This window comes from Parabacteroides distasonis ATCC 8503 (assembly GCF_000012845.1).
Classification (GTDB): domain Bacteria; phylum Bacteroidota; class Bacteroidia; order Bacteroidales; family Tannerellaceae; genus Parabacteroides; species Parabacteroides distasonis.
In genome coordinates, this window is record NC_009615.1 from 1466829 (window position 1) to 1486207 (window position 19379).

Genomic DNA, 19379 nt, shown 5'->3' on the forward strand with positions numbered 1-19379 from the left:
AAATATAAAGACTACATAATAATATCATTTTCTACTTCCACCCAATCATCAACCTCTACATCAAATCCATCCTCGTTCGGAAGCGGTTCTGGGAAGCCCGCATTATCAATGATGATATGTACATGCTTTCTATCCGGAGCCTTATGCACTTGGTCGGTCACGTCAAAGGTTGTATAGAATTTTTCCTTATTGGAATACCATACATAAAACATCATTTTGTGCGGACGGGCATTCTCTTCGTGATGACCGAACGTGTAGAATTTACCGGTCATTTTCGAGCTCTCGAGGTGGAGCTCTGTCTCAAAGGGAACAGTAACACACTCCCTGTCCAGTTCTTCGTTGGCAAACAGCATGGAGGGAGCCATGCTCGACAATGACCCGCAGGCTTGCGTCATATATTCCATGTTCTTGACATTACGGACCTCATAAGTATAGGTACATATCAATTCAGCTGGATAAAGCGTAATGACATGCTCGCTACTCTCTATCCATTCGACCTTGTCTTTGTCCGCAAAAGAAATACATTCGTAACTTAGTCCTAATTCGGTAATTTCCACATTTCGGGCGCAACTTCCCCACATCATGTCAGGGCAGATAACGACACGCTCGTCTTCCGAACCTTTAGCCGGAGGCGCATAATGGGCACCGTTCCCATAAATGCTCTCAAACACGTTGCCATCCCGCGTATATCCCTCATGGGTGTCAAATCCTTCCATTCCTCTGAACAGTAAAGACTCCGTGTCATTATTATAACAGAGTATCCGGTATCTTCCCTCTTTAATCTCTACCGACCCTCCGTCTTTCCCCGCAAAATCGAACCGAATCGGAGATTCACCCTCTTCAGGATAGAAATACACACACATTCCTTCCGGATCGGCTTGCGGGGCGTTCTTCCAGTCAAAATCCACTCTGAGCGTAACCATATGCGGATGATGGAAGCAAAGTTCCTTGTGCTCGCATGAGAAAAGAATCATGGCCAACAGCGCATAAACAGTCACTCGTATGCCGGTTTTCATCGTCTGCCTCCTTTCCCTTTGTTGAAATTTTCTCTGCCAATCAGCCATACCAGCGATATTTCCGCCTTAGTAGGGCCAAACCAGTGCCGTTCCTTGGTAGCCTGCCATACGTAACAGTTGTCTACGGGAGTATATTCGTAATAGGTTCCTCCCAAATACCCGACGGCAATAGTAAAGTCAATATTCAACCTATATGCCACCGGCAGCGAATAACCGTATTCCACACCGGCGGAATAGTTCATTTTGTCCCAAAGCGTCCCTCCGGGTTTCCCCCCCATATAGCCTTTTCCTCCTGTCTCAAAATCATAAGTAAAAATCTGCCCGTATAGGCCCAGATGATGTCCGGTAAGAGGCTTTTCCTTGGCGGCTTTACCGAGCCATTTACGAATGACCATATCACCACCATAAGTCCTCCAATACCAGTGTCGCCGATCTGTTTTCCACCAGGCATACATCCAGTTGGCACCTACGCTCCAGTCTTTGCCAAGATAAAACTCCACACCGATATTCGGTACGAGCAATGCATCATACAACATATTTGTCTTCACAGCAAAATACAGGTTCCGTGGCTGCGGAGGCATATATGGGACAAAGGGTAGAGGTCCTGCCGGTTCGGGCTCGGGTACAGGCAGTTCAATGGGAGGCATTGACATAGGAGCGATAGGATTCCATACTTTCTTATACCATAGATACAACCGGGAGGCACGCAATTCCGGGAAATGTTTTTTATACATATACCAATAGGGCACTCCACCACGCAGTTGCTGTATCCGCCGCAGCTGGTCACCTTTCGAAAGATCGTCATTTGCCGCATCCTCTGCCAGTTCATGCAATAAATGTAGCGTTTCTTTCCGGTATGGCAGATTCCTGTCATCGCTCACAAGACGGATCAGACCATTCCAGTCTCTTCCGAGGAACACATTAGTTTTCAAAGAATCAGGTAATTCTCCATAGCGTGAAAGGTAATTGAACAACACATTGGCACGCTTTACTGACAAACGTCTATTCAGAGGGATACTACCTTCCGGGGATGCACCACCTACTACCTGAATACGTTTCAATTGATAAACGGAATCCGCATAGCTTGTCCGTAGACTGTCCGCAATCCGGTCTAACGCTTCTTTGTTATTTCTACGGGATGGTTCCAATACGGAATACCCTTGTCTGAAATAGATTTTTACCGAATCCTGTATCTCTTGTGCCTGAATGTGGCCTACATAAAATATCAGGAATACAAGTAAGATTTTTCTCGCTTTCATATTGATTCCATATTTGTATATAATTTATCAATACATCTCTAGGAGAAAAAGCATCATTTGTTTATTTTGTGGAGAGTATATACTTCTATAAAAAACATTATAGTATTTTACAAAATACCTTCAACTTCTTACAAGCAGCCTTCCCATGATTTAGGCATATTTACTCCACAATTCCCTATGGTAAATGTACCTCTCTTCATAAGAGATGAGTAATACGATATATATGAACAAAATAGCCTGATAATAAGGGGCTTGATTTTTATTAGTTCCTGTTTGCTCAACAAATTGTTTTGCTGTTTCAAGAATCATTCCATTCTGTATTATCTTTTTTTGCTCATTTTTGTAATCGTTTTCAATATTTTATGTAATTTTGCGTCGCATTATTCATCTCTTATGAAGAGACCATAATTTTTGCTCAACATTATTATCATCCTTAAACATTCCCATATCTAAGATCATTCCTTGAACAAGTATCCCTTATTTAGGATATTTCTTTTTTGTACCTCTCTTGAAAAGAGAGGTACATTCGCCCAATATGCTACTCTCTGCACAAGGATTTTAGAATCAGACTGTTCGCTTTATCTATAGTGGCAGTATCCAATGAGGCCAGATAGATCCTTGTAGTGGTTTCCGAGTCATGCCCCATACCTTCACTAATTACAGAGATCGGAATATTCTTACTCCGGGCTGCGCTGGCCCAGGAATGGCGCGCTACGTAATGAGTTAAAGGAACGGATAAGCCTAATTCTTTTCCTATAGTTTTCAAATGTCTGTTGATACGATGGGAGGCATTGATATATTGTTTTCTCTCGTCTACACCTGATTTGACGATGATGGGGAGAAGATATGGAGACTCAGGAATATTGTAACGGTCCACGATCTCCTGCATACATGGCTCCCATTTTACAAAAAGTCGCTGCCCGGTTTTTTTCCGCCGGTATGTAAGGATACTGTTATCAAGATCCTTCTTCCTTAAGAATGCCATATCGACCATGGACATCCCCCTTGTATAAAAACTGAAAAGCAGCATGTCCCTCGCAAATCTTTTAGCCGGATAAATTGACAGGTCCAACATTCGGAGCTGTTTCATCACACGCAGTGGAACGGCCCGCTTCGTTGTCCTCTCGACTCCCGTATAGACATATTTGAAGGGAAAACGCTGGGTGACGAGTTCCTTCTCTACGGCACGGTTGTAGGTCGCACGCAAAATACGCATGTAAAAGGATATCGTGTTCATGGAGATTTCTTTAGACTTCAGCCATGCTTCGTATGCAATTATCAGATCGAAATCCATATCCCTGAGCGGCACGTCCTTCCCACCCATAAATCGCATGAAACTGTTGAGCGCGGAGTTATAGGTCTCAACGGTTCGTACTTTTCCCAGATACTTCAGGCCATTTATTACTTCCCGCATAAAAACAAGAAAGAAAAGCCCGCGATGCTCGCCGTGAAAGGCGGAAGTTACGCCATCGGCAGTGAAAGCACCTCCCTTCCGTTCCAAGACAGTGATGACATTCTCCAGCCGGTCAATATCTTCCGTTATTTTTTTATCTAATGACAAGAGATATTGTTGTCTGTCCTTATCCGGCGAAATGATGACAATCCGGGAATGACGTTTATCCCACTCGGCAGGAAACAACTTATAGGAAGTGTTGATCTGTCTTGCCACACGCCCGTGAATCACTTGATAATAAACCGTTCCCTCTCTGCCATCCACAGAGGAAGGTCTGAATTTAATTTTTACTGTAGCCATAAACTCTCTGATTTAAAATTTTACAGGATGCAAAATTATCAGATACAATCACTTGCCTGTTTACGCAAAACATTGTATTTCAGAGAATAAGAATCTTATGATGACTAAATATAAAAAAGGGGGATGTAATGCCGCTTTTTGCCGGAAGGAAAGTGCTTTACTCATTGGATAGGGGAGACGTGAAATCAGCCCTCCTTCGTCCATAGCAGGTTTTGAGATATTTATGCGGCGGGAAATACTTGCTTTTATCGCTGGCTAAATGTATATTTGCAGCGTTAAAATCGTTCTTTGATTAATGCAAAAGAAAACTGAATATAGTAATTCGCTCGTTTCTAAATCGTTACCTATAAATAGAATAGTATATTATAAATAGCTGTTTATTAGTTAGATATAAATTTTACTATGTTTCCTTACGTGCGTGCTCAGTGGTTTATTGATACCGCATATGTCAGCGATCTCTTTCAAATAACTGTTCATCCGCTGGTTACTGGGTACCGGCAAGACCACTCCTTTTTTCAGGCATTCCGGATGTGTCTTGTACTTCTCCAAAATCATCCGTGGAATGTCCAACAGTGGAATGTCACACATGTTGTCCGTCTTTTCCCGGGCTTTTCTTATCCAGTACTCGCCATTGACATCCTTTATTATGTGTTCATATCGCAAGTGCTGTACATCGGTAAAGGCTAGCCCGGTCAGCGCACAAAACACGAATATGTCCCTGACCGTTTGCAGGCGGGGAATGGTGAATTCCTTTTTCAGAAGTATGTTCAATTCCTCTTCCGTAAGGAACGCCCGGTTCGTTTTTGTTTGTTTAAAATGAATCTCCAGAAAAGGATCGTTCGTTATCCATTTGTTCACAAGCGCCATTTTTATTATCTTCTTGAAGTTTTTCAGATATTTTACCGTGGCATTCTGGGCACATGATTTTTCTGTTTTTATATAGTGCTCAAACCGGGCGATGAACTCATGGTTTATCTCTTTCAAAGGTATATCGTTAATCCTGTATTCCTTTTGCAGCAGTTCACCCAGATACTTCGCGGTCCGTTCATAGCGCAGGACAGTCCCGGCGACATAATCCTTGCCCATCAACTCCCTGTACTTTCGGTTATGTTCCCGGAAAACCTCCAGTAGCATCTTCGGAGAGTCCCCCTCCCCGTAATAACGTCTTTTTAAGACATCGGCCGTGATCGGCTTCCCGTCCTGCTCCAGTTCCCTGTGGATCTGTAAAACTTTCATACGGACCGTATCCAGATAATGGTTCAACTCCATAGATTTCCTTTCCTTACCTATGGCACATTCCTTTTGGGAATTCCACTTGGAAATGTCCACGCTTCTTTTAATCTGTATCTCGGCCCGTTGCCCGTTAACCGTTATACGCATACAAATGGGTGCCTCTCCGTTTTTTAGGAGTTTAGACTTCTTGATGAAGAAAAGAATCGTAAAGTAGTTTCTCTGCATAGCCATACTCAAAAAAATGATGTTACAAAATTAATTTTTACGAGTCGGTTTCGAACCACGCAAAATTCGGAAAATCAATGAAATATGATCTAATTCGGTGGACTTTTTCAGGTAGATGTCAAGTCCACCTATTTCACCTGTGATCATCACTGTTTTTTGCGGTGAAATGCAGTATTTGGGGAAAATAAAAATCCCTGATAATGTCTGATTATCAGGGATTTGCTTGATTTTTCTTTTGTTTTCAGTGATCCGCCTGGGGCTCGAACCCAGGACCCCAACATTAAAAGTGTTGTGCTCTACCAGCTGAGCTAGCGAATCATCCTGTGCGTTACTTTTGTAATGCGAGTGCAAAGATAGGGGGTTTTATTTTATTATACAAATTTCAAGAGGGGTAAATTTTAGTTTTTTCATGGGGAGCAAACGCAAGAAACAAGATATAAGCACTTTACATCACGTATTACATCATGCATAAACCGGTTACATATCTTCACGAGACGAAGACGAACCACAATCCTAAATCGTTAGGATCACACAACCTAAAGCCACATGATCGCACAGTCCTAACCACAACGCCGCACAACCTCTCCTACCCTTCATTTATGATAACGCTAAAACTCAACTTCCGAGGAATAGCATATCTACCGGCTTCTTGCACAAGAGAATTGAACCGAGTAATCTCCACACGCCAAACTTGGCAATCGGTAGATATCTGATACCTATGATCTTTGTTAATTTGTAAAATAAAAGATATTTACGTAGATTTGTACACCATTATTTTAAGTTAAGGAACCAATTAACACACAAAAAATTATATGGCAGACGATAAGAAGATTATTTTCTCGATGGTAGGCGTGAACAAGATCTTTCCGCCTCAAAAACAGGTTTTAAAGAATATATATCTGTCCTTTTTCTATGGGGCGAAGATCGGAATCATCGGATTGAATGGTTCCGGTAAATCTACGTTGCTGAAGATTATCGCCGGTATCGATAAGGATTATCAGGGAGAGGTGGTCTTCTCCCCCGGGTATTCCGTAGGGTATCTGGAGCAGGATCCTAAGTTGGAGCCGGGCAAGACCGTGAAGGAGATCGTGCAGGAAGGCGTGCAGGAGATCGTGGACACCTTGAAAGAATATGAGGAGGTGAACGAGCGATTCGGCGATCCGGAGGTGCTGGAAGATCCGGATAAGATGGATGCCTTGATCAACCGTCAGGCGGAGTTGCAGGACAAGATCGACGCTACGGACGCATGGAACCTCGACAGCCGTCTGGAACGTGCCATGGACGCTTTGCGTTGTCCGCCGGAGGATCAGGTGGTGGATACGTTGTCCGGAGGCGAGCGTCGCCGGGTGGCCCTTTGCCGATTGCTGCTCCAGCAGCCGGACGTATTGCTGTTGGATGAGCCGACCAACCACTTGGACGCCGAGTCGATCGACTGGCTGGAGCAACATCTGCAACAATATGCCGGTACCGTTATCTGCATCACGCACGACCGTTACTTCCTAGACCACGTGGCCGGATGGATCCTTGAGCTGGATCGTGGCGAGGGTATCCCTTGGAAGGGTAATTACTCCTCTTGGCTAGACCAGAAGACGAAGCGTATGGCTCAAGAAGAGAAGCAAGTCAGCAAGCGCCGTAAGACCTTGGAGCGTGAGCTGGAATGGATCAATATGGCGCCGAAGGCCCGTCACGCCAAGGGTAAGGCACGTCTGAACTCGTACGAGGCCCTCTTGAACGAGGACCAGAAGGAGCGTGAGGCTAAGCTGGAGATCTTCATCCCGAACGGCCCTCGCTTGGGCAATAAGGTGATCGAGGCACAGCACGTGGCGAAGGCGTTCGGCGATAAGCTGCTGTTCGATGATTTGAATTTCATGCTTCCCCCGAATGGTATCGTGGGAGTCATCGGGCCAAACGGTGCCGGTAAGACGACCTTATTCAAGATGATCATGGGCATGGAAAGCATCGACAAGGGGACCTTCGAGGTGGGCGAGACCGTACAAGTAGGTTACGCCGACCAGACCCATAAGGATATAGACCCGAAAAAGACCGTTTACCAAGTCGTATCCGGCGGACAAGAATTCATCCGTATGGGCGGCAAGGAGGTGAACGCACGCGCTTACCTGTCTAAATTCAATTTCGCAGGAGCGGATCAAGAGAAGCTATGCGGCGTACTCTCCGGAGGAGAGCGTAACCGCCTGCATCTGGCGCTGACGCTGAAAGCGGACGCAAACGTATTGCTGCTCGACGAGCCGACCAACGATATCGACGTGAACACGCTACGTGCCTTGGAGGAGGGGCTGGAGAACTTCGCCGGTTGCGCCGTCGTCGTCTCTCACGACCGTTGGTTCTTGGACCGTATCTGTACGCATATCCTGTCGTTCGAGGGTGATTCCAACGTGGTCTTCTACGAAGGGACCTATTCCGAATACGAGGAATACAAACGTAAGACCTTGGGCGACGCCGAGCCGAAACGGGTACGCTATCGCAAACTAATCGTTGATTAATCATACTATAAATAGAGTTTAATGCCATGAAAAAAAGAATGCTATCTTTGGCTGTATTAGCCGCTTCCCTCTTCTGTTTCTCCAATGGGGCGAACGCACAGAAGACCGAGAAACTGTTCAACGGGAAAGACCTGTCTAACTGGAATTTCGTAGTCGACAAAAACTCCGTCCCCGCCGATCAGGTCTATTCCGTACGCGACGGTAAGATCTTCATCACCGGCCAGCCTTTCGGCTATATGTACACCAAGGAGAAATACAGCGACTATAAATTGCACGTGGAATGGCGTTGGCCGAATGGGGATTCCAACGCGAACAGCGGCATCTTCCTGCATATCGCAGACCTAAAGAACCCCTTCCCGAACGGGATCGAGTGTAATCTGCAAGCCGGGAGGGCCGGATTGTTCGTACTGCTGGGAGGCTCCGACCTTGTCGAGTACCAGCAACGCCCGGGAGAGGAACGTCCCTTCTTCCCTGTCGTAAAGAACGTGAACCCGTCCAGCGAGAAGCCCGCCGGAGAGTGGAACGAGGCGAACATCTTCGTGAAAGACGGCGTCATCACCGTTTACATCAACGGCGTATACCAGAACACCGGAACCAACAAGGTGAAGGAAGGCCATATCGGGCTACAGAGCGAGGGTAAGGAGGTTGAGTTCAGAAACGTAACCCTCACCAAGTGGTAAGCGGAGCCGTTTCCGGCGCATCTGTAATAATTAAACGGAATCTTTTAAATAGTATTAAAATAATATAGTACATTCGCGAGGATTCCTTTTCAATGAGGAACATATCATTGCAATAACCAATTTAAGAGGTAATGAAAAGAGACAACATCATTTTTGACATTATCGAGAAGGAGCACCAACGCCAATTGAAAGGCATTGAGTTGATCGCTTCCGAGAACTTTGTCAGCGACCAGGTCATGCAGGCCATGGGAAGCTGTCTGACCAACAAATACGCCGAGGGATATCCCGGCAAGCGTTATTATGGGGGTTGCGAGGTAGTAGACCAAAGTGAGACGATCGCTATCGAACGGTTGAAAAAGCTATTCAACGCAGAATGGGCCAACGTGCAGCCTCACTCCGGGGCGCAGGCCAACGCAGCCGTATTCTTCGCCGTATTGAATCCGGGCGACACGTTCCTCGGGTTGAACCTGTCGCATGGCGGACACCTGTCCCACGGTTCACCAGTAAATAGCTCCGGCGTTCTCTATCACGCTACCGAATATAATGTAAAGGAAGATACCGGACGGGTGGACTACGACCAGATGGAGGAAGTAGCCCTTCGTGAGAAACCGAAATTGATCGTTGGCGGTGGTTCCGCTTATTCCCGTGACTGGGATTACAAACGTATGCGTGAGATAGCCGACAAGGTAGGCGCCTTATTGATGATCGATATGGCCCACCCGGCAGGCCTGATCGCCGCCGGTTTGCTGAACAACCCGCTGGAGTACGCTCACATCGTAACGTCTACGACGCATAAGACCCTGCGTGGTCCTCGTGGCGGTATCATCCTGCTGGGTAAGGATTTCGAGAATCCTTGGGGCAAGAAGACACCGAAAGGCGAGATCAAGAAGATGTCTCAGTTGTTGGACTCCGCCGTATTCCCGGGTATCCAAGGCGGTCCGCTGGAGCATGTGATCGCAGCCAAGGCCGTAGCCTTCGGAGAGGCTTTGGAGCCGGAATACAAGACGTACCAAGCACAGGTGAAAGCGAACGCCGCCGCTATGGCCAAGGCCTTCACGGACAAAGGGTACAAGATCATCTCCGGCGGTACGGACAACCACAGCATGCTGATCGACCTGCGCACGAAGTTCCCCGACCTGACCGGTAAAGTGGCCGAGAAAGCCTTGGTAGCCGCCGACATCACGGTGAACAAGAACATGGTTCCGTTCGACAGCCGCTCGGCCTTCCAGACCTCCGGTATCCGTGTGGGTACGCCCGCTATCACGACCCGTGGCGCTAAAGAGCCGCTTATGGGCGAGATCGTGGAACTGATCGACACCGTATTGGCCGCTCCCGAATGCGATAAGACCATCGGTGCCGTTCGTGAGAAGGTGAACGGTATCATGAAGGAATATCCTATCTTCGCATGGTAAATAGGAAATTGAGAATTGAGAATTGAAAAGGATGCCAAACGGCATCTTATCTTCAACTCTCAATTCTCTTTTTAAACTCTCAAAAACATCTAAACAATATTCAATTTTCAACTTTCAATTTTTAATTCTATGAAAAAGCTCCTTGCTACAATCTGCGCCGGCGCTGTCTTGGGCCTGATGGCCTCATGTGATGATGCTCCCGGTAAAGCGAAAGCTTACAACCAAGGTATCAACATCATCCCGACACCGGTCAGCCTTACGCAGAACGAAGGAAACTTCAAGCTAAACAAAAACACGAGGATCTACGCTTCCACCCCGGAGGCGAAAACCGTAGCCGAGTTCTTCGCGGCTAAAATGAACACGGCGACAGGCTACCAGATAGCTACCGCCGACAAAGAGACCTCCGACGGTATCTCGTTGGTTATCGACGGCTCTCTGGACGTAAACGACGAGGGATACACGCTCGACGTAGCCGACAGCGGCGTTCGTATCAAAGCCAAGACCCCTCAAGGTCTTTTCTACGGTATGCAATCGTTCTTGCAATTGCTGCCCGCCGAGATCGAGAGTCCTTCCGCCGTGAAAGGTATCGCATGGACCGCTCCGGCCGTATCTATCAAGGACGAGCCTCGATTCGGCTACCGTGGTATCATGCTAGACCCCTGCCGCCATTTCATCCCGGTAGAGAATATCAAGAAGCAGCTGGATGTATTGGCCTTGTTCAAGATCAACCGCATGCATTGGCACCTGACCGACGACCAAGGATGGCGTATCGAGATCAAGAAGTATCCGAAACTGACCGAGATCGGCTCTAAGCGCATCGATGGCGAGGGTACCGAGTACGGAGGCTTCTATACCCAAGAGGAGGTGAAGGATATCGTTAAATACGCGGCGGATCGTTTCATCACGATCGTTCCCGAGATAGAGCTTCCGGGACACGAGATGGCCGCTATCGCCGCCTATCCGGAGCTGTCTTGCGAGGGTAAGCAGGGTACTCCCCGTATCATCTGGGGCGTGGAAGACATCGTATTATGCGCCGGGAAGGAAGAACCCTTCCAGTTCTTCGAGGACGTGATCGCCGAGGTAGCTCCCCTATTCCCGGGCGAGTATTTCCATATCGGAGGCGATGAGTGCCCGAAGACGAGCTGGGAGAAATGCCCGCTTTGTCAGGCCCGTATCCGTAAGGAAGGCTTGAAAGGCGACAAGGAACATTCCGCCGAGGAGAAATTGCAGAGCTATTTCGTACAACGCATGGAGAAGGTCGTAAACAAGCACGGCAAGAAGATGATCGGATGGGACGAGATCCTTGAGGGAGGTCTGGCTCCATCGGCCACGGTAATGTCTTGGCGAGGTGAGGAAGGCGGTATCGCTGCCGCTAGCATGAACCACGACGTGATCATGACCCCGGGAAGCGAGGGTATGTATATCGACCAGTTCCAAGGCGACTACAAGATCAACCCGGTATCTATCGGAGGATTCACCACGGCGGAGCGGGTCTATAAGTACAACCCCGTCCCCGACACGCTGGCAGCGGCCGGTAAAGGGCATTTCATCAAGGGCGTGCAATGCAACGTATGGAGTGAGTACCTTTATAACACGGACATCATGGAGTACCGTATCTATCCTCGTATCCTAGCCCTCTCCGAGATCGCTTGGAGCCCGCTGGACCGGAAGGATTACAAGGACTTCGAACGCCGTCTGGACAACGCTCAGGTTCGCCTAGACGGACATGGTATCAACTACTACATCCCGCAGCCCGAGCAACCGAACGGTTCTTGCAACTTCGTGGCTTTCACGGACAAGGCTACCATGACATTCACCACGAACCGTCCGATGAAGATGGTCTACACGCTGGATGGCACCGAGCCTACCCCGGAATCTACCGTATATACGGCTCCTTTCGACATCACCGAGACTACGACCGTGAAGATCGCTTCCGTGTTGCCTTCCGGCAAGATGGGCAAGCCTCGCACGATCCTCGTGGAGAAACAAACGCTGGCTCCCGCCAAGGAGGTAGCCAAGACGACCCCGGGCCTCGACATGGAGGTATTCGATGGCATGTACCTAAGCGTAAATAATCTGGAGGCCGCTCAGAAGACCGGCAAGAAACAGGTCATCAAGACGACCCGTGAGCTGACCAACCAAGTGCCCGCCCCCGAATCCATGCGAGGCGTGAAGCAATACGCCGCTATCGCTACCGGCTACGTGAATATCCCGGAGGATGGCGTTTATTACATCTCTTCCGATTTAGAGGAGGTATGGATCGACGGCAAGCTGATGGTTAACAACGGTGGCGAGGTAAAACGCTTCTCCCGTCATGACACCTCCGCGGCCTTGGCAAAAGGCTTGCACGAGATCAAGCTGGTATTCCTCGGACACATCATCGGAGGTTGGCCTTCCAACTGGAACGACGGTAGCGTACAACTCCGTAAATCGGATGCCGAGAAATTCACGCCGATCACGGCTGAGATGCTAAGTCATTAAGATCATTTCCGAAGGGGGGAAGCGAGCGATCCTCCCCCATATAAACCGCAGGGGCGGGATTCGTCCGCCCTCCCACGCATACACGGGAGGGCGGACAGATCCCGCCCCTACTGCATTCTTCCGGCGAATATAATTGTGTTTAATAGCGAACACTACTGGGTTCAGCCATGAATACTATTGTGTTCAACCGCAAACACTACTGTTTTTTTACCCTCAACTCATACAAGTCGTGGCGACGGTCCCGAAGGTTACGCACGCTACCGTACGTATGCAACTCGTTGAGCAAATCAAGGTCCACGTCCGATACAAGGATCATCTCCGTATTCGGGGTTGCCTCCGCACGCTTGCCATCGGTAGGGAAAGCGAAATCGCAAGGCGTGAACACACCCGACTGGGCGTACTGTATATCCATATTATGCACACGAGGCAGGTTGCCCACGCTGCCCGCTATCACCACGAAGCACTCATTCTCGATCGCCCGGGCTTGGGCACATACACGAACCCGAGAGTAACCGTTCTGCGTATCCGTAAGGAAAGGCACGAAGAGTATCTGCATCCCTTGGTCGGCCATGATACGGGAAAGCTCCGGGAATTCCACGTCATAACAGATCAGCACGCCGATCCGGGCGCAATCCGTGTCAAACGTCTTCACCATCTTCCCGCCCGAGAGTCCCCAGCTCTTCTGCTCGTCCGGGGTGACATGTACCTTCTCGTACATCTCGTAGGAGCCGTCACGACGGATCAGGTATCCCACGTTATATAGCGCCCCGTCCTCCTTCAGCAAAGGCATACTACCGGTGATGATATTGATATTGTAACTGATGGCAAGGTTCACGAATCGCTCACGGATCTCCTCGGTGTACTGGGCCAGCCCACGGATGCTCTGCGCCTCCCCCAGATGGTTGAACTTAGCCATCAGCGGAGCGTTAAAATACTCGGGGAAAAGGATGAAGTCGCTCTTGTAATCGGACACGGCGTCGACGAAGAACTCCACCTGCTCGAACACGTCATCCAGTGTCTTATAAGGCCGCATCTGCCATTGTACCAGACCGACACGCACGGTTGTCTTCTTATCCACGTAATCCGTCGTAGGCGGCTGGTAATAGATATTATCCCATTGCAGCAGGGTAGCGCAATGCTTCGACTCCTCGTCGTTCGGCAAATAGTTCATCATCACTTTCCGCACGTGGAAATCGTTGGAGAGCTGGAAGGTGAGCACCGGGTCGTAGATCTGACGTGAGCGCACCTTCTCGATGTATTCCTTCGGACGCATATGATCGGCGTATTTATAATAGTTCGGGATACGTCCGCCGAACATGATCGCCTTCAGGTTCAACTTCTCGCACAGCTCCTTCCGGTACTCGTACATACGGCGGGCCAGCCGGAGGCCCCGGTAGTCCGGATGGATGAACACCTCTATACCATATAATATATTCCCGTTCGGGTTATGCGTGTTGAACGTCTCGTTACCCGTTACCTTGGCGTAGGTATGATCCCCTTTCACCATGTCATAATCCACGATGATGGAGAGGGCGCATCCTACGATCCGGTCATCCACCAGCGTCACGACCTGTCCCTCGGGAAATATCCGTATCAACGTCTCGATCTGCTTGCGGGTCCAGAAAACATCCTTGTCGGCGTATACCCTCTTGAAAGATTGCGACAACTGCGTATAGTCCTCAAGCTGCAAGCTCCGGAGCTCTACCTTGTTTATCTTATGCATTGGTTCCATAACACATTTTTTTTGTTAAAGTCGCCGCGAAGTTAGGATAAATACAGATAAAGTGTACCGGCCCTCCTGCCCTATCTGACCTACTCCATGTATAATTTCAAGATCGTCACTGAATTAGGCGGGAAATTATAGATAAACGGGCCGCTCATCGGGAATACGATAGGCTCGGTGACAGGCGTTACGGCCCCCGGGTTCTCAAACGTATTACGAGCCTCCGGCTCCCCTCTCAATTGGATCAGCTCCGCCTCGTTACGGATATTCACTCCCTCGATACGCAAAGAGGTCTTCTCCTCGTGGCGGGTCGTATTCACGACCTTCAAGTAAATCACCCGGTTCTCCTTGTCGAGGGTAGCGACGGATACCAACGACGGGATCGGACGCATATCCACCTCATGCAGCAATACGCCGTCCACATAGCAACGGACGCGCTCGTACTCGCACGTCATGCGAACCGTATACCACCGGTTACTCTCAAAAGGGAAGCGCACGGGAGAGACCAAGCTATCCTTCACGCCACCTACCTGATGGTACAGCTCGCTCGTTCCCGCCCCGATCGTCAGGGCGATATAATCCGCCTGCTCGCCCGTCCACCCGTTGTCGCGGAGGCGAAGCTGTATCTGCCCGCTACCTTTCGTACGCCGGACGGTAGCCGTATATTCATAGGCGTAGCTCGTAGAGTCGCCGAACAATACATGGTTCCACCGGTTGGCCTCCGGCACCAACGTACCAGCCTCCGGGACCTTCCATCCCCCGCTCATCACGGATATATCCGATACGGGCACGCCGTCGATCCGCACGTCCTTGAACTCATAGCTATTATCAAACATCTCTACGCCCGCCCGGCCCGTACGTACCTGTGGTTTCTCGTAGGTATCCACGATCGTCTTCAGCACCTCATCCCCCCGATGGCGGGTAAACATCTTTAATAAATGGTAGGAAGGAGAGACCACCGCCTGATGGGTGTTGAAAGAGATCAACGGATGGCGCTGGTTCTCGAACCCGGCGTTGCCCAATACCGGGGCATACGCCAAGCGGCGTACCATATCCGGGTTCTCCTCCGCGCCGACCAAGAAACAGGCCTCGGCCACCGCCGCCCGGAGCGTACCGGCCAAGGGTCGCTCCGTCGTCCCAAACTCCCCGATAAACACCGCCGGCGAACGTCGGGAATACCGGTCGCTATTAAACCGGCCGGAGTTCGATAGGAAGAAATTCTCCCCGGCGTAATAATGGGAATCCACCCACTCGCTACGGCCTCGCTTCGTGAGGGGCGAACTGCTGATAACGGTAATCTCCGGATAGGCCTCCTTGATCGCCTTGCGGAAAAGCTCAAAGCGCCTGAAATACTCCCCGCCATAGTTCTCGCTGCCGATCTCGACATACTTCAAGTTGAAAGGTTCCGGATGCCCGTTCCTCGCACGCAGGGCGCCCGGCAGGGAATCCGCCGGGGCGTTCGCGTAGGCGATAGCGTCCAAGGCATCTCCCGTGAGCTTATCCATCGCCGTGATATCCTCGTAGCGGGGCCGGCGGCTTTGGCTCGTGATCCCGCTATTAATAACGTAGATAGGCTCCGCCCCCATATCCTCGCACATTTGCAAGTACTCGTGGTAGCCCATGCCGTTCGTCGTACCATAGGCCCATACGTTCCAGAAATGCTTACGCTCCGAGATATCGCCCAGCGTCTCCCTCCAGATAGGGTACGTACCCGCCGTATACCCCTCCACGAAACTGCCTCCGGGGAAACGGATAAAACGAGGGGCCAAGGAATCGACCAGCGCCGCCAAGTCCGGTCTCAGCCCGTTCTTCCGTCCCTTCCACGTATCCTCCGGGAAGAGCGATACCACATCCAGCCAAAACACGGCGGAGGTATCGGCCGTGATCGTCAAGACCGCGTTCGGCGCGTCCTCCGTAGCCGTAAACGTATGCCTGTATCGTTTCCACTCGTATAGCGGCGCTACCTGAAACACATCGCTCAAGACCGTATTAGCCATCGAGTCCTCCAAGGCCACCCGGATGGTACGGGGCACCATATTCGCCCCCTTGGCGAAAAACGATAGATCGTATCGTTCCCCTTTCCGGATCGGTATCCCCCGGTATCCCTCGGCTATCACGCCTCCGCGCCCCGACTCCCCGGAAGTCGATACGGCCACGAGCAACGACCGCCGGTTCTTATCATTCACCAGCTCCTTCATATCCGGGTATATCTGTGTATTAGGGACGATCCGCCTCCATCCCGGTACGGAATCTCCCCGCATGAAAGGGATCGTCCATCCATTCGGGGTAATCAAGACGTTCCGGGCGGCGTCGTAAGGGCAGTTCAAAGGTGGCACGCCATCCTCGAAGCTCCGGTTCTGGATCAGCTCGGCGTACAGCCCCCCATCGATCCCATGGTTAATCTCCTCAATGGTCAAACCATACAGATCCGGGTTCACGGGAACCGTCAGGCCATCCGCCTCCACGGTTATCGTAGAGATCACCGGCATCTCCGGCTGGCAAGAGGACAAGCCCATCCCGACAATAGCGCCAACCAATAAATGAATAACATCAAAATCTATATATTTCCTCCAACGCATCTTCGAATACTCATCTCATTTATGTGCGTACAAACTTAATCAAAAAATCGCAGTTTCCCCTATTTTCAAAGTCCGAACTGTTTTTTCAAAAAAACAATTGAAAAACATAGATTTTTTCAATTTAATATCCTAAATTTACATAATAGATAAAACAAAAGACGACAATATTATACGACTCTATGGAGAAATCTGTTCTTTTAGTGGATGACAAGCAAGAAATCGCAAAGATAATCATGCTTTATTTATCAAGTACTTACAAGGTATCCTATAAAGAAAATCCTTTGAAAGCGATCGCTTGGCTTCAAGAAGGCAATTTACCGGATTTGATCATCTCTGACTTGAATATGCCAGAAATGTCCGGAGAGGAATTCTTGGTTTATTTAAAAGCGAACGATATGTTCAGCCATATACCGGTCTTGATCCTATCGAGCGTAGAGAGCAGCTCAAATAGAATACGTTTGTTTGAGGAAGGGGCGGAAGACTTTATCTTGAAGCCTTTCAATCCAGAGGAATTAAGGGTAAGGGTAAAACGAATATTAAGATAATGAATTATGTCTTTTTCGGTAATAACGTGCCGTTGGCCGAACGTTTACGTAAGGCATTAGGCACCGGGGTCATAGAATGTATAACGCTTCTGCAGATGAAAAACACGCTTCTTCCTGCCGAGGAAATGGATTATTGTGTATTCATCGAGAAAACAGATCCTACGTTAAACATTCCTGCGATCATGCATTTGCATAAGACGTTTCAAAATATCTATATCGTATTAATCGCCCCGGAAATGACCCGGGAGGAGAAAATATCCTATTTGCAAGCCGGAACGGACTGTGTCATCTCCGAATCCACCTCTAAGGAAGATTTAGTGAAGTTACTGAGTATCGCCGAGAAATGCAAGAGAATGGAAAAAGCGCGTAAGCCTCAAATAAAAGAGCCTGATCTCGCCATTTTCAAGCTGCCTTTATGGAAAAGGGTCTTCGACATCATTTTCTCATCCATGGCGCTCCTCTGCCTCTCCCCTATCTTTATCATCACGGTGATTTGGATCAAGCTGGAGGACAAAGGCCCCGCTTTCTACAAGTCGAAACGAGTAGGCAGCAACTATAAGGTTTTCGATTTTTATAAGTTCCGCTCTATGTATATGGACGCGGACAAGCGCATAACAGAGTATAAAAAGCTTAATCAGTATACGGAATCTATTGCTGAAGAGGCTGTAGCCTCTTCAGCAACTTCTGTGAATTCACAGAATGCGACCTCTTTTTTTAAAGAGAATAAACAAAATATCATTTTATATTCTGATAATGACGCTACTCCTGAAAACGACTATTTAAAAGTAAAACGTCACGAACGTTCCAACGCTTTCATCAAATTAGAGAATGATCCCCGTATAACAAAGATCGGCCATATTATCCGGAAATACAGCATTGACGAACTCCCCCAGCTATTCAATATATTAAAAGGAGACATGTCAATAGTTGGTAACCGCCCTCTTCCCATATACGAGGCTGAGCTACTGACCAGTGACGAATACATACAACGCTTCATGGCTCCTGCCGGCCTTACAGGCCTCTGGCAAGTAGAGAAACGTGGCAATTCTGGTAGTATGTCCGCCGAGGAACGTAAACAATTAGATATTAAATACGCTCATACATTTTCTTTCTGGCTGGACATGAAGATCATCATTAAGACCTTTACGGCGTTCGTACAGAAAGAGGACGTATAGATCCATTAATAAATCGTATGAAGAACTTATTTATCATCCTATTCATATTCAGTATCCTTTCGGCTATAGCTCAGAAAAAGAAAACCTATTTCGATAAAGCTACAACCGTGGAAGTAACATCTGGCTCAGACTCTATTCAAGCGATGCTAGATGATTATGAACGTATCCAATTACCACCTTTATCTGTTTTTTTAGAATCAGTATATGATCACCCTTCGATCAAGATTTACGAAGCTAAGAAAGATGAAGCTAATGCTGAAATGAAAGTGACCAAAAGAGAATGGCTAGATTATTTCAGGGTATACGGACAGTACCAATATGGACGATTAGTGCAGCTATCCTCTCATGAAACCGTAGAATATCCTGAATATCTCACAAGTCTGGGTAGTAATCAACATACTTATAGCGCAGGCATATCGGTGTCTATCCCATTTGGTGACCTATTTAGCCGTGGCCAAAAGGTACGAGCTCGGAAAGCTCGTTTCCGGCAATTAGATTATGAATATGAGATCTCAATAGAAGAACGGAAATTAAAAATATTGGAAGCTTATAATAACGTATTGCAAGCTTTAGCTACTTTGAAAGCTAAATCAGACGCTGCTGCCCTTTACAACGCCCAAATGAAAATATCGGAACAAGACTTCATCAACGGTAAAATTGACATTACGACTTTGGCCATGGAAAGAGGACGTCGTTCTGGAGCCGTAATCTCTTATCAAGAGGGTAGAGCTACCTTACACAATGCGGTAACCCTATTAGAGATGCTTACAAATGTAAAAATCATAAATCGATAATTT

The 19379-nt window shown here is 48.4% G+C and carries 13 protein-coding genes and 1 tRNA gene; 7 read left to right on the forward strand and 7 right to left on the reverse strand.

Features of this window, described 5'->3' with window-relative positions; genetic code table 11:
- Positions 1 to 11: 11 nt before the first annotated feature.
- The 5 genes from BDI_RS06320 to BDI_RS06340 all read right to left on the reverse strand — a co-directional run bounded on the left by BDI_RS06320 (position 12) and on the right by BDI_RS06340 (position 5804).
- Positions 12 to 1016 carry a DUF5119 domain-containing protein gene (locus tag BDI_RS06320; protein WP_005856599.1) on the reverse strand — a complete coding sequence of 335 codons (1005 nt, stop codon included), beginning with the start codon at positions 1014 to 1016 and terminating at the stop codon, positions 12 to 14.
- Positions 1013 to 2275 (reverse strand): DUF3575 domain-containing protein, encoded by a 1263-nt coding sequence (locus tag BDI_RS06325; RefSeq protein ID WP_011966373.1) that lies wholly within the window; start codon positions 2273 to 2275, stop codon positions 1013 to 1015. The genes BDI_RS06320 and BDI_RS06325 overlap by 4 nt, the downstream gene beginning before the upstream one ends.
- A 538-nt stretch (positions 2276 to 2813) precedes the next feature.
- Positions 2814 to 4028, reverse strand: a complete 1215-nt coding sequence (locus BDI_RS06330; protein WP_011966374.1) for a tyrosine-type recombinase/integrase — start codon at positions 4026 to 4028, stop codon at positions 2814 to 2816.
- A 384-nt stretch (positions 4029 to 4412) separates the two neighbouring features.
- The gene (locus tag BDI_RS06335) at positions 4413 to 5492 is read right to left on the reverse strand and encodes a site-specific integrase (protein WP_011966375.1); all 1080 of its coding nucleotides are present in this window, start codon (positions 5490 to 5492) and stop codon (positions 4413 to 4415) included.
- Positions 5493 to 5731: 239 nt separating this feature from the next.
- Positions 5732 to 5804: transfer RNA gene (locus tag BDI_RS06340), tRNA-Lys, on the reverse strand.
- A 494-nt stretch (positions 5805 to 6298) separates the two neighbouring features.
- Between BDI_RS06340 and ettA the strand changes: the two genes are divergently transcribed.
- From ettA to BDI_RS06360, 4 genes are all read left to right on the forward strand, one after another.
- The gene (gene ettA, locus BDI_RS06345; RefSeq protein ID WP_005856590.1) at positions 6299 to 7987 is read left to right on the forward strand and encodes an energy-dependent translational throttle protein EttA; all 1689 of its coding nucleotides are present in this window, start codon (positions 6299 to 6301) and stop codon (positions 7985 to 7987) included.
- Positions 7988 to 8013: 26 nt separating this feature from the next.
- Positions 8014 to 8667 carry a 3-keto-disaccharide hydrolase gene (locus BDI_RS06350; protein ID WP_005868394.1) on the forward strand — a complete coding sequence of 218 codons (654 nt, stop codon included), beginning with the start codon at positions 8014 to 8016 and terminating at the stop codon, positions 8665 to 8667.
- Positions 8668 to 8798: 131 nt separating this feature from the next.
- On the forward strand, positions 8799 to 10079 hold the full coding sequence (gene glyA / locus BDI_RS06355; RefSeq protein WP_005856586.1) for a serine hydroxymethyltransferase: 1281 nt from the start codon (positions 8799 to 8801) through the stop codon (positions 10077 to 10079).
- Positions 10080 to 10208: 129 nt separating this feature from the next.
- Positions 10209 to 12560 (forward strand): family 20 glycosylhydrolase, encoded by a 2352-nt coding sequence (locus tag BDI_RS06360; RefSeq protein WP_011966377.1) that lies wholly within the window; start codon positions 10209 to 10211, stop codon positions 12558 to 12560.
- Between the two features lie 196 nt (positions 12561 to 12756).
- On the opposite strand, the gene BDI_RS06365 is transcribed toward BDI_RS06360, so the two are convergent.
- Positions 12757 to 14292 (reverse strand): carbon-nitrogen hydrolase family protein, encoded by a 1536-nt coding sequence (locus BDI_RS06365; protein WP_011966378.1) that lies wholly within the window; start codon positions 14290 to 14292, stop codon positions 12757 to 12759.
- 80 nt (positions 14293 to 14372) lie between these two features.
- On the reverse strand, positions 14373 to 16862 hold the full coding sequence (locus tag BDI_RS06370) for an alpha-L-arabinofuranosidase C-terminal domain-containing protein (protein ID WP_011966379.1): 2490 nt from the start codon (positions 16860 to 16862) through the stop codon (positions 14373 to 14375).
- A 179-nt stretch (positions 16863 to 17041) separates the two neighbouring features.
- Here BDI_RS06370 and BDI_RS06375 point away from each other — a divergent pair, with 179 nt between their 5' ends.
- The 3 genes from BDI_RS06375 to BDI_RS06385 are packed head-to-tail and all read left to right on the forward strand — an operon-like array spanning position 17042 to position 19376.
- On the forward strand, positions 17042 to 17407 hold the full coding sequence (locus BDI_RS06375) for a response regulator (protein ID WP_005856577.1): 366 nt from the start codon (positions 17042 to 17044) through the stop codon (positions 17405 to 17407).
- Entirely contained in the window at positions 17407 to 18582 is a 1176-nt protein-coding gene (locus tag BDI_RS21370) for a sugar transferase (protein WP_011966380.1), read from the forward strand. Before BDI_RS06375 ends, BDI_RS21370 begins: the two co-directional genes overlap by 1 nt.
- A 17-nt stretch (positions 18583 to 18599) precedes the next feature.
- Positions 18600 to 19376, forward strand: coding sequence for a TolC family protein (locus tag BDI_RS06385; RefSeq protein ID WP_005856573.1), 777 nt, complete (start codon positions 18600 to 18602; stop codon positions 19374 to 19376).
- Positions 19377 to 19379 lie beyond the last annotated feature (3 nt).